The following is a 12,408-nucleotide window of genomic DNA, read 5'->3' as shown; positions in this document are numbered from 1 at the left end:
CGGTCATTTGCCGGCTCTGGAGCCTATGGAATCAGGTCTCGCGGCCGCGACCATCTGAAGCGAGCTACCTCGACTTCATGTCCGCCGGGAGGAGTCTCGCGATAGCGCGCCACCTCCACGCCGCCCTTGCGCTCATAAAAGCCGAGCGCGGCTGCGTTTGACGCATAGACTTCCAGGTGCAGAGGCGAGCCCGCGTGCTCATCGCACAGCCAGCGCGCCACTTCGGATAGAAGGCGTGAGCCCAGACCCTCGCCCTTTCGCTCCGGCGCGACGTGCAGATTGTCGACGAGCAGACCTACTTCGGGATTGAGGCGGAAGGAGGCATAGGCCAGGGCGATTGGCGCGGCGTCCTCCATCGCGGCCAGGATCAGGTCAGCGCCAGGTGCGTAGGTTTCGAAGCGTTCCCGCCAGACGGCGCGTGAGATCGCTGGGAGCTGATGATCCAGATAGTAATCGCCGTAGAGACCGCGATAGGCGACCTGACGGCTGCGCGTATGCAGATCGGCGATCGCATGGGCGTCGCCCGGCGAGGCTCCGAGTCGGGCGATCCGCGCGGTCATGGGGCCATCGGAAGCGTTTCAGGACGCCAAGGCAAGTCGCGATAATCGTCCGGGGCCGGCTTAAGTCGCGTGATTGGGTCTAAATTGACGACGAGCCGGCCAAGCTTGTCGATCGGACAACGTTGTCATTGGAATTATTTGCCGAATTCAGCCCTTACAGCCTGGAACGCGAACCGCCAGTGGACGCGTTCTTGACCGAAGTGCTACTGAGGCCCCCGGATATTGCACTGCGGGATCACAACAAAGCAGCGCTGTTCCAGGGCGAGACGACCCCCAAAAGAGGGGCGCGGCCTTTTCACTTATCGCAGGGTGAATTCAAAGATGCCGGTTGAGACGCTGACCAAGGCCCGTTGGGTTTATGCATTCGGCGGAGGCGGCGCTGACGGCGACGCCTCGATGAAGAACCTCCTGGGCGGCAAGGGCGCCAATCTGGCGGAGATGTCGGCGCTGGGTTTGCCGGTGCCGCCTGGCTTTACGATCACGACCGAAGCCTGCGTTCACTACTACGCCAACGGCAAGCAATACCCGACCGAACTGGCCGAGCAGGTCCAGGCGGGGCTCGCCCGGATCGAAGAGCTCACCAACAAGAAGTTCGGCGACGTGACCAACCCGCTGCTGGTGTCGGTGCGTTCGGGCGCGCGCGCCTCGATGCCGGGCATGATGGACACAGTGCTGAACCTGGGCCTCAACGACGAGACCGTCGAGGGCCTGGCCAAGCTGTCGGGCGACCGCCGCTTCGCCTATGACAGCTACCGCCGCTTTATCCAGATGTACTCGAACGTCGTGCTCAATCTGGAGCACCATATGTTCGAGGAGATCCTCGACGACCATAAGGATCGTCTGGACGTCCATGTCGACACCGGCCTCACCGCCGACGACTGGGCCGCGGTGATCAAGGACTACAAGGCCGCCGTCCGCGAGCAGCTGGGCAAGCCGTTCCCGCAGGACGCCCAGGAGCAGCTGTGGGGCGCGGTGGGCGCCGTGTTCGCCAGCTGGATGAACGACCGCGCCAAGTTCTATCGCCGCATGCACGACATCCCGGAAAGCTGGGGCACGGCCGTCAACATCCAGTCGATGGTGTTCGGCAATATGGGCGAGACCTCGGCGACCGGCGTGGCCTTCACCCGCAACCCGTCGAACGGCGACAACCGCCTGTACGGCGAGTTCCTGATCAACGCCCAGGGCGAGGACGTGGTGGCGGGCATCCGCACGCCGCAGTCCCTGACCAAGGCCGCCCGCGAGGAAATGGGCGATGTCGCCCCCTCGATGGAAGAGGCGATGCCGGAGGTGTTCGGCCAGTTCAAGACGGTCGTGGAGACGCTGGAGCGTCATTACCGCGACATGCAGGACATCGAGTTCACCGTGGAGCAGGGCAAGCTCTACATGCTGCAGACCCGCAACGGGAAGCGCACCGCCAAGGCCGCGCTGAAGATCGCGGTCGACATGGCGGCTGAAGGCGTGATCTCTAAGTCGGAAGCCGTGGGCCGCGTCGAGCCCGCCTCGCTGGACCAACTGCTTCACCCGACCATCGATCCGTCAGCCCATCGCGACGTGATCGCCAAAGGCCTCCCGGCCTCGCCCGGCGCGGCCACGGGCAAGATCGTCTTCGACAGCGACGCCGCCGAGAAGGCCGCCGCCAATGGCGAGTCGGTGATCCTGGTGCGCGAAGAGACCTCGCCGGAAGACATCCACGGCATGCACGCCGCGCGCGGCATCATCACCGCCCGGGGCGGCATGACCAGCCACGCGGCCGTCGTGGCGCGCGGCATGGGCCGGGCGTGCGTCTCGGGCGCCGGCGACGTGGCCATCTTTGAGAAGGAGGGCCTCTTCCGCGTCCGTGGTCGCGAGTTCAAGGCCGGTGAGATCATCACCATCGACGGCTCGACCGGCGACATCCTGGCCGGCGCGCCGAAGATGATCGAACCTGAGCTGACCGGCGATTTCGCCACCCTGATGGGCTGGGCCGACGAGGTTCGCCGCCTGAAGGTGCGCGCCAACGCCGAAACGCCGCTGGACGCCAAGACCGCCCGCCAGTTCGGCGCGGAAGGCATCGGCCTTTGCCGCACCGAGCACATGTTCTTTGACGACACCCGGATCGCCGCCGTGCGCGAGATGATCCTGGCTGACGACGAGAAGGGACGCCGCGCGGCGCTCGCCAAGATCGCGCCGTTCCAGAAGGCCGACTTCGTCGAGCTGTTCACGATCATGGAAGGCCTGCCGGTCACGATCCGTCTGCTGGATCCGCCGCTGCACGAGTTCCTGCCGCACACCGAGGAAGACGTTCAGGCCGTCGCACAGGCTACCGGCCTCGACGCCGCCAAGCTGATGCGTCGCGCCAAGGAACTGCACGAGACCAACCCCATGCTCGGCCATCGCGGCTGCCGCCTGGGCGTCTCGTATCCCGAGATCTACGAGATGCAGGTGCGCGCCATCCTCGAGGCGGCGTGCGAGATCGCCAAGTCCGGCAAGGCTGCTCCGGTCCCCGAGATCATGCACCCGCTGGTCGCCAAGGGCGAGGAGATGAAGTACCTGCGTGACCTGACAGACCGTGTCGCCAAGGCGGTGCTGGAAGAGCAGGGCGTGGCCTTGGAGTACACTGTCGGCACCATGATCGAACTGCCCCGCGCGGCCCTGCGCGCTGGCGACCTGGCGGCTAACGCCGAGTTCTTCAGCTTCGGCACCAATGACCTGACCCAGACGACGTTCGGCATCAGCCGCGACGACGCCGGCAAGTTCCTGAACGCCTATATCGAAAAGGGCATCTTCGATAAGGACCCCTTCGTCAGTCTCGACCAGGACGGCGTTGGCGACCTGATCCGCATCGCCGCCGAGCGTGGCCGCGCGGCTCGTCCGGACGTCAAGCTGGGCATCTGCGGCGAGCATGGCGGCGATCCGGCCTCGATCGGCTTCTGCGAGAAGGTCGGCCTCGACTACGTGTCGTGCTCGCCCTACCGCGTGCCGATCGCGCGTCTGGCGGCCGCCCAGGCGGCGCTGGCCAACAAGGGCTAGGCAGCCCTTCAGGCTGGAACCGGGCAAGAAGGGGCCTCGGGCTGGACAGCCCGGGGCCCTTTGCCTATCCGGGAGGCAACGGTCGTCGGGGAGGGGAAGTCATGGCCTATCTGCGCTGGCGACGGTTCACGGAGCTTCTTTCGCTGGACCGCCCCTGGCTCGGCGAGCTCTTCATGCGCAAGCGCCACAAGCCTATCGTCGCCGCGCCCGTCGAGAAGTGGGACGCCGAGTACCAGGCAGGCGTCTATGATCGTCTGAACCGGTCCGAGCAGCGCCATCACCATCGCCTTCTGGCGGCGATGATCGCGGACCGCTGGCCAAATCCGCGCGTCCTGGAGATCGGCGCAGGCGAGGGGGTCTTCTACGAGGCCCTGCGCGCCCACCGTCCGGCCCGCTATGTCGGCGTCGACTTCTCCAAGCCGGCGATCGAGCGGGGCGAACTGCGCCTGGCCCCCGAGATCGCGATCGGCGAGGTCAAGATGCTGCTGGGCGACGGCCGCACCTTCGCGACCGACGAGACCTTCGATGTGGTGGTGTTCTCGGAGTGCATCGAGCACCTTGGCGAAGTCGAGGCCGTGGTCGCTCACTATGCACGCAACCTGAAGTCCGGCGGCGCTGTGGGCCTGACCATGTGGCTGGCGCTGAAGCCGCTGCGCCTGTGGCATCGGCTGAAGGGGCTGGGCGAGGTGCTGGACGAGGCCGTGATCAACACGCCGTGGGGCGGGGGCTGGCTGGTGGCGGTCGTGCGTCCGGCGCGGTGACGAGTGGGTGTCTGGACTGTCCAATTCCATCATTTGGATAGACCAATTATCTCGGTGCGCTATACCAGCTTTCGGCACGGCGCTTGACGTCGTCAGCCCGTCGAGCCGGAGCGTGTTTGATGTCCAAGATCTTCGCCGTCGCTCTCGCCATCGCTGTGGGGGCGGCCGCGTCTCAGGCCTACGCCCAAGCGCATCCGCCGACCAAACCGCTCGAAGCGCCTGACGCCGTGGGCCGAAAGCCCCGCGCGGCCGTGACCCTTGCGCCCTACCGCTACAACGACATTCTCTGGGAAAACGACCGCACGGCGCATCGCATCTACAGCCGTGACCTGGAAAAGGCCGAGCCGCCGTCGACCTCCGGTATCGACGCCTGGGGCAAGAGCGTGCGGTGGCCCTACATGGATCGCCAGCTCCAGACCGGCGACCAACATGCCAACCACGGCGAGGGCCTGGATTTCTACGACGTGGGCACGGCGCGCGGGGCGGGTGGGCTCGGGATCTGGCGCGACAACAAGCTGTGGACGTCCCGCAATTGGGCCGCCTGGAAGCTGATCCAGAACGGGCCCGATGTGGCGTCGTTCAGCGTCGACTACGCGCCCTGGCCGGTCGATGTCGACCGTAAGGTCTGGGAGACCCGGGTCTTCTCGCTGCCGATGGGCACGAATTTCACGCGCATGGTGTCGACGATCAGCTCGGATAAGCCGGGACCCCTGGTCGTCGGGATTGGCATTTCCAAGCGCAAGCGCGCCAGCGGCGCGGGCCTGTTCCGAAAGGATCTGGTCCCGGGGCGGGTGACGTTCTGGGAACCGGCAGACCCGGACAAGGGCGCGATGGCCATCGCCCTCATGGTTGACCCCAAGTCCGTGGTCGAGGTGCGGCAGGACTTCGACAACTACCTCGTGCTGGTCCGGGTCGAGCCGGGCAAGCCATTCGTCTACTACATGGGCGCGGCCTGGGACAAAGGCCTCGACTTCCATAACGCCGCCGACTGGGACGCATATGTCGCGGCGCAGAAGCCTGACTTCGATCCCTCGCACTAAGCGCCCGAAAGAAAACCGCCCCGAGGCGGGGAGCCTCGGGGCGGCTAAGACCGTCCGCCATGGGGGAGGGCGCGGACGACCTATGGGGACCTGCTCTAGGCGGCGTCGACCAGCACGAGCTCGGCGTCTTCCAGCGCGGTGACGGTGATGACGTCCTCGTCCTTGATGCCGGCGCCGTCACGGGCGTTCAGCTTGACCCCGTTGACTTCGACGGTCCCAACGGCCGGCACCAGATAGCCGCTACGATCCTTGCCAAGCGCATAGGTGGTGCTCTCGCCCGCCTTCAGCGTCGCCCCCAGGACGCGGGCGTCGGTGCGGATCGGCAGGGCGTCGGCGTCATCGGCGAAACCGCTGGCCAGCGTTACGAACTTTCCCGAGCGGTCGCCCTTCGGGAACGGTTTGGAGCCCCAGGAGGGCGCGCCGCCGAACGACTTCGGCTCGATCCAGATCTGGAAGATCCGAGTGGTCTCCGCTTCGAGATTGTACTCGGCGTGACGGATACCCGAGCCTGCGCTCATCACCTGGACGTCGCCCGCAACGGTGCGTCCCTTGTTGCCCAGGTTGTCCTGGTGGGTGATCGCGCCATCGCGGACATAGGTGATGATCTCCATGTCGCTGTGCGGATGCGGCGGAAAGCCGGTGTTCGGGGCGATCTCGTCGTCATTCCAGACCCGCAGCGCGCCCCAGTTCATGTTGTTGGGGTCGTAGTAGCTGGCGAACGAGAAGTGGTGTTTGGCCTTCAGCCAACCGTGGTCGGCGCCGCCAAGCTTGTCGAACGGTTTGCGGTCGATCATGGCTCTACCTTTCATGCGTCTCTGGCGCGCCGCGTCGGCGCGTCCTGTCGATGAGAAGATAGGGCTTGAGCGGAGATTATAAATGGAAACTGTCGAAACTCATTGTTTCGATATATAACCTCTTGCCATGTCCAAGCTCCCTGATCTGGAAGGTCTCGCGGTCTTCGCCAAGGTGGCGGAGCTCCGCTCGTTCGCCGCCGCGTCCGAGGAGCTCGCCATGTCCAAGGCCACGGTGTCAAAAGCGGTGACGCGGCTGGAGTTGCGGCTGGGCGCGCGGCTGTTCAACCGAACATCGCGCCGCCTCGCCCTGACCGACGCGGGTCATGCCCTCGTGGAACGGGCCAGCCGCGTGCTGGCCGAGGGCGAGGCGGCCGAGGAGGAGGCGTCCAGCCAGTCCGCCGCGCCGCGGGGCCTGGTGCGGATGGCCGCGCCGATGTCGTTGGGCGTGACCAGTCTAGCCCCCGTTCTCCCGGAATTTCTGGCGTCCTATCCCGACGTGTCGGTCGATCTGCATCTGTCCGACGCCACGGTCGACCTGATCGGCATGGGTTTCGATCTCGCCCTGCGTGTCGCCGACCTGCCCGACAGTTCGCTGGTCGCGCGGCGGCTGCGAGCGGTGAACCGCTTCGTCGTGGCCGCGCCTATCTATTGGGATCGTCACGGACGCCCGAACCATCCGGCCGATCTCGCCGCGCATCGGGGCCTCACCTACGGCCATCAGGCCTCGCCCGAGACCTGGCGCTTTCAGAAGGGCGCGGGCGATGAGGCTGCGGTTCGTCCCCGCTCGGTGCTGCGCGCCAACAACGGCGACGCCCTGCTGCCCGCGCTGCTGGCGGGTACAGGGGTCGCGATGTTGCCGGACTTCATCGTCGGGGCGGCCGTCGCAGAGGGGCGGTTGGAAGTCGTGCTTAGCGACTGGAGCGCAACGCCTATCGCGCTCCACCTGGTGATGCCACCCGGCGGGCCGCGCCCGGCGCGCGTGGAAGCGCTCGCCAGCTATCTCGTGAAAGCCTTGGGCGCCAGCCGCGGCTAAGGCCGCTAGACGACACTCTAGCCCAGGCTCTCGACCTGCGCGGGCGTGAAGGCGCCGACCTGCAGCGGCGTCATGGCGGCGATGTTGGTGGTCGACAGCCAGTCCAGCTGATTGATCGTCAGGCCCGGAATCTGGGTCGGCGCGAGGTAGCCGATCTGCGTCGGGGTCAGGCTGGCGATCACGGATGTCGAAAGCGCGCCGAGCTGACTGGGGCTGAGGGCCTGAACCTGAGTGGCGTCAAGTTGGCCGAAGGCGCTGGACGACAGGCTCCGCAGCTGGAACGCCGACAGGCCCTTGAGCGCGTCTGGGGTCAGCGCCGCGTACTGCTCGGACGACAGGTTGGCCAGGTTGGTCACCGACAGCGCCATCATTTGGGAGGCGGTCAACGCGGCGATCTGGGTGGGGGTGAAGTCGCCGATGTCGGTCGCCGACAGCGCGCCGAGCTGGCTGGCGCTCAGGCCCGAAATCTGGGCGGGGGTCAGAGCTTGGAACGCTGTGCGGTCAAGCCCGGTAAGATGGCGGGTCGAAAGCCCTCCGATCTGCGCGCCGGTGAGAGCGGAGAACTGGGTCGTCGACAGTTCAGCCAGGTCGGTGTTGGTGAGTCCGCCCATCTGGGTCGCGCTGACGCCCGCCAACTGGGCGGACGACAGCGCCGCGATCTGGGTCTGGCTCAGGCCATTAAAGTTGGTCGTCGTCAGCGCGCCGATCTGCTCGCCGCTAAAGCTGGCGACTTGGGTCGCTGTGAAGCGCGCGAAGTCCGTTTCAGTCAGGGCCGCGATCTGAGTAACGCTGACGCTGCCGAGCTGCGATGCTGAAAGAGCCTGGATCGCGCTGGCGCTCAGCCGGTTGAAGTTGGCCGGACTCAGGGCCGCGATCTGGGTCGGCGCGAACGCCTTCACCTGGGTCTCGGAGAACTTATCGAAGCCGACGCTCGACAGTCCGCTGATCTGGGTCGTCGTCAGCGCCGCCAGCTGCGATGGGGTGAAGGCCTGGATCGCGCCTTGATACATCGCGTTCAGCGTCGTGGTGGCCAGGGCCGCCATCTGGGTCTTGTTGAAGACCTCCGCCTGATCGGTCGTGAATTCTCCGAAGTCGTCCTGGGTCAGGCCCGCGATCTGGGTCGTGGTCAGCCCGGCCAGTTGGGTGGCGGTCAGCGCCTGGACCTGGGTGGCGCCCAGGCTGTTGAAACGTGTCGTCGACAAAGCGCTGAGCTGGGTCGTGCTCAGCACCTGAATCTGGTCCGCGGTGAAGGCGGCCAGGCTGGTCTCGGAAAGCCCGCCAACCTGCGTCTTGCCCAGGCTCTTCAGCTGCGTGGCCGTCAGGGCCTGGATCTGCTCGCGGCCCAGGCTGTTCAGGCTGGTCGTCGAGAGCGCAGCCAGCTGGGTCGTGGTAAACACCTCGACCTGGGCCGGCGTGAACTCTGCAAGGTCGTCGGCGGTCAGGGCGGCGAACTGCGTGGCGGTCAGCGCCGTCAGTTGGGTTGCGTCAAAGACCTGAACCCGGTCGACGCTCAGGCTGTTGAGGCCGGTCGTGCTCAAGCCCGCGAGCTGCGCGGCGCTGAAGCTTCGCATCTGCCCGGCGGTGAACTTCGCCAGGTCGTTCTCGCTGAGCGCCCGCAGCTGCGTCGTCTTGAGGCCAGAAATCTGATCGCCGCCAAGGTTGGCCACCTGCGTCGCAGATAGCCCCGAGAAGCCCTCCGGGCTCAATGCGCCCAGCTGCGTCCCGGTCAACGCCTGGACCACGCCGTCGGAGAAGGCCGCGGTCTGCTCGGCGGTCAGGGCGGCAAGTTGGCTCGGCCCCAGCGCGGCGGTGCTGGAGCCCAGGGTGCGAAGCTGGGTCGTCGACAACGCGCCGATCTGGTCGGTCGTCATCTTTTGCAGCTGGGTGGCGCTGAGGGCGGCGAGACGCGAGCCTTGCAGCGACGGGATGACATCGGCGGGGAGGGCCGCAACCTGCGTGGCGGTCAGGGCGGCGATCTTGTCGGCGGACAGCTCCTCCAGATCGGTGACGCTGAAGGCGGCGATCTGGGTGGGCGTCAGCTGGGCCAGCTGGGTGGTGTCCAGCGCTGCGATCTGCGTGGCGTCGAGCGCGGTGAAATGCGTGGCGTCCATCGCGCCGATCTGGATCGCGCTCAGCGCCTTGAGGCGATCGGCGTCCAGCTTGGCCAGCTGGGTGGAGGTCAGGGCGTTTAGTTGAGCGCCGCTGAAGGCCTGCAACTGATCGACGTCGAAAAGCAGATTCTGCGAGAAGGCGGGGATCTGGGTCGCCGTCAGGCCCTTGACCTGGGTCGCCGACAGCGCGGAAACCTGACTGGCGTCCAGCACGCCAATAGCCGCCTCTGAAAGCGCGCCGACCTGGGTCTTGGTCAGCGACTCCAGCTTGGTCGTCGAAAGGTTCTGTATCGTCGTCGTCGCCAAGGCGGCGATCTGGGCGGCGGACAGATACGAAATCGGCACTGGACTCGTTGCCCCACAAGGTCGCGACGCGAATCGATCGCGTTAACCCTAAGCCAAAGCGCGGGGCGCCACCATGCGGCGAGAAGCAGCTAGCTTGCGCGCATGGTCCAGAGGTCGAGATCCGCCTCACGGCCGATCAGCGCCAAGCCCGAGGCGATGGACTCGAACTCGCCGCCGGTCTCGATCTTGCCGGCCCCGAACCGGCGCAGGAAGATTTCGCGGACCGCCGGCACGAATGAGCTGCCGCCGGTCAGGAACACCCGATCGACGCCGGCCTCGGTGAGGTTGGCCAGGTCGAGGGCCTGGCCCACGGCCGTTTCGATCGCCGAGAGCTCGGGCGCGATCCAGGCTTCGAACTCCGACCGCGCGACGGGCTTTTCGATCCGCACCGAACCGGCTTCGAACCGGAACGTCGCTTGCGCCTGGCTCGACAGCGCCTCCTTCAGCGCCGAGACCGAGCGGTAGAGGGCATAACCGTGATTGCCGTCCAGCACCTCGATCAGGGCGGCGATCTTGTCAGGCTCCAGCGCCGTGCGCTCCAGAGCGCGGATGTCGCGCATGTCCTTGGAGGCGCGCAGCAGCGCCAACTGATCCCAGCGTGCGAAGGCGGCGTAGTAGCGCTGCGGGATAGGCAGGCTGTTGGAGAACGACCGGTAGTCCGAGCCCTTACCCAGCTCCGGTGAGACCAGCTGGTCGATGATCCGGTAGTCGAAGGCGTCGCCCGCCACGCCGACGCCCGAGCGCGAAAGCGGCGTCGAACGCAGCGTGCCGTCCGTCGCGCGCTCGAACCGCACGAGCGAGAAGTCGCTGGTGCCGCCGCCGAAGTCGGCCACCAGCACGGTGGCGTCCTGCTTCAGCTGTCGGGCGAAGAAGAAGGCCGCGCCGACGGGCTCGTAGGCGTAGCGGATGTCGGTGAAGCCCAGGCGTTGGAACGCGGCTTCGTAGCGGGTCAGGGCCAGCGCCTCGTCCGGCGAAGAGCCGGCGAACGTCACCGGGCGGCCGACGATGATCCGGGGCGGCAGGTTCGAGAGCTGCTCGCCCGCGTGATCGCGCAGGCGCAGCAGAAACGCGGCCAGCAGATCCTCGAACTGGTAGCGCTTGTTGAGGATGCGGGTCTCGGTGAAGGCGGCCGATGCGGCGAAGGTCTTGAACGACTGGATGAACCGCGTCTCCAGCGGATCTTCCAGATAGGCTTCGATCGCCCAGGGACCGGCCTCGACCACCCGCTCGTTCGCCGCGTCGCCCACGCCCTGGACGCTGTGGAAGCTGAGCGCGGAGCGGAAGGCGAAGAGGTCGCGGTTGTCGATCGAGAAGCGCACCAGGCGCGCCTGGTCGTCGCCCAGGGTCAGCGAGACCACGGTGTTGGTGGTGCCGAAGTCGACGCCGATGGTCGGCGCGCGTGGGGCCGAAACGGGGGAAGCGGCCGTCATGGAGGGGCTCGATCGTGCGGTGCGGGAGGGGGCGAGCGTCGTAGCGGCTTCCGCCGGAAGGTCAAGCCGGTCTCGCGGTCCCGGTCGGTTGACTCCGGCGGCCGCCTCCGGTCGAAGGAAGGCGAGCAAAGAGCGGGAAAATCTTGGAAACCTTCGACGTTGTGGTGATCGGCGCGGGTGCGGCTGGCATGATGTGCGCCATTGAGGCGGGCAAGCGCGGTCGCTCGGTCCTGGTGATCGACCACGCCAAGGCGCCCGGTGAGAAAATCCGCATCAGCGGCGGCGGGCGCTGCAACTTCACCAACACCGGCGCGACGATCCATAACTTCCTGTCGGCCAATCCGAAGTTCGCCCTGTCGGCCCTGCGTCGCTATCGCCCGCGCGACTTCGTCGCCCTCGTCGAGCGCTATGGCATCGCCTATCACGAAAAGACCCTGGGGCAGTTGTTCTGCGACGGCTCGGCCAAGCAGATCATCACCATGCTGCTGACCGAGATGAAGGCCGCCGGCGTGACGTTGCGCCTGGAGACCGGCGTAGAGAGCGTGGCCAAGGGTGTGTCCGGATTCGAGGTTTCCCTCTCGTCCGGCAAGGTCGCCTGCACCGCGCTGGTGGTGGCCAGCGGCGGCAAGTCGATCCCGAAGATGGGCGCGACGGGCCTCGGATATGACATCGCCAGGCAGTTTGGCCTGAACATCATCGATACTCGCCCGGCGCTGGTGCCGCTGACCTTCGAGGCCGGGATGCTGGCGCGCCTGACGCCGCTGTCGGGCGTAGCGCTGGACGCCGTGGTCGCCCACGGCAAGACCAAGTTCCAGGAAGGCATGCTGTTCACGCACCGGGGGGTGTCGGGCCCTTCGATCCTGCAGATTTCGTCCTACTGGCGGGAGGGCGACGAGATCCGGGTCGACATGGCGCCGGGCGTCGACGCCTTGGCGGCGCTGAAGGCGGCGCGCACGGCCACGCCGCGTCAGGCCGTGGCGACGGTGCTCGCGACCCTGCTGCCCAAACGCGTCGCCCAGCTGATCGCCGAGGAGGAGGCTCCCGACAAGGGCAACATCGCCGACTGCTCTGACAAGGTGCTGGGGCGGCTGGCCGGGGCGGTCAACGCCTGGACCTTCAAGCCGGTGGGCTCGGAAGGCTACCGCACGGCGGAAGTCACCCTGGGCGGGGTCGACACCGATGCTCTGGACTCGCGCACGCTCGAGGCCAAGGCCGTACCCGGCCTCTATTTCATCGGCGAAGTCGTGGACGTCACCGGGTGGCTAGGCGGCTATAACTTCCAGTGGGCCTGGAGTTCCGGTTGGAGCGCGGGCCAGTCGGTGTGA

At 66.7% G+C, this 12,408-nt stretch carries 9 protein-coding genes; 5 read left to right on the top strand and 4 right to left on the bottom strand.

Going from position 1 to position 12,408, the window contains the following annotated elements; genetic code table 11:
* Positions 1-23: 23 nt before the first annotated feature.
* On the bottom strand, positions 24-560 hold the full coding sequence (locus CSW63_RS13000) for a GNAT family N-acetyltransferase (protein ID WP_062098524.1): 537 nt from the start codon (positions 558-560) through the stop codon (positions 24-26).
* Between the two features lie 321 nt (positions 561-881).
* On the opposite strand from CSW63_RS13000, the gene ppdK reads away from it, so the two are divergent.
* From ppdK to CSW63_RS12985, 3 genes are all read left to right on the top strand, one after another.
* Entirely contained in the window at positions 882-3,569 is a 2,688-nt protein-coding gene (gene ppdK, locus CSW63_RS12995; RefSeq protein WP_062098539.1) for a pyruvate, phosphate dikinase, read from the top strand.
* Between the two features lie 101 nt (positions 3,570-3,670).
* A complete protein-coding gene (locus CSW63_RS12990; RefSeq protein WP_062098523.1) occupies positions 3,671-4,330 on the top strand; it encodes a cyclopropane-fatty-acyl-phospholipid synthase family protein in 660 nt (219 codons plus the stop codon).
* Positions 4,331-4,449: 119 nt separating this feature from the next.
* Complete coding sequence (locus CSW63_RS12985) at positions 4,450-5,370, top strand: DUF4861 family protein (protein WP_062098522.1); 921 nt, start codon at positions 4,450-4,452, stop codon at positions 5,368-5,370.
* Positions 5,371-5,465: 95 nt separating this feature from the next.
* Here CSW63_RS12985 and CSW63_RS12980 read toward each other — a convergent pair whose 3' ends face one another.
* Positions 5,466-6,164, bottom strand: coding sequence for a pirin family protein (locus CSW63_RS12980; protein ID WP_062098521.1), 699 nt, complete (start codon positions 6,162-6,164; stop codon positions 5,466-5,468).
* Positions 6,165-6,291: 127 nt separating this feature from the next.
* Between CSW63_RS12980 and CSW63_RS12975 the strand changes: the two genes are divergently transcribed.
* Positions 6,292-7,197, top strand: a complete 906-nt coding sequence (locus CSW63_RS12975; RefSeq protein WP_062098520.1) for a LysR family transcriptional regulator — start codon at positions 6,292-6,294, stop codon at positions 7,195-7,197.
* Positions 7,198-7,214: 17 nt separating this feature from the next.
* Here the strand turns inward: CSW63_RS12975 and CSW63_RS12970 are convergent, their stop codons facing one another.
* Positions 7,215-9,653, bottom strand: coding sequence for a hypothetical protein (locus CSW63_RS12970; protein WP_062098518.1), 2,439 nt, complete (start codon positions 9,651-9,653; stop codon positions 7,215-7,217).
* An 89-nt stretch (positions 9,654-9,742) separates the two neighbouring features.
* Positions 9,743-11,083 (bottom strand): Hsp70 family protein, encoded by a 1,341-nt coding sequence (locus tag CSW63_RS12965; RefSeq protein ID WP_062098516.1) that lies wholly within the window; start codon positions 11,081-11,083, stop codon positions 9,743-9,745.
* 143 nt (positions 11,084-11,226) lie between these two features.
* Here CSW63_RS12965 and CSW63_RS12960 point away from each other — a divergent pair, with 143 nt between their 5' ends.
* Positions 11,227-12,408: an NAD(P)/FAD-dependent oxidoreductase gene (locus tag CSW63_RS12960; RefSeq protein ID WP_062098514.1), complete on the top strand. Its 1,182-nt coding sequence runs from the start codon at positions 11,227-11,229 to the stop codon at positions 12,406-12,408.

It is taken from the genome of Caulobacter sp. FWC26 (genome assembly GCF_002742645.2).
In the GTDB taxonomy this organism is placed as follows: domain Bacteria; phylum Pseudomonadota; class Alphaproteobacteria; order Caulobacterales; family Caulobacteraceae; genus Caulobacter.
Note: the sequence above shows the minus strand (reverse complement) of the source record. Positions and strands in the feature narration are given on the sequence as shown.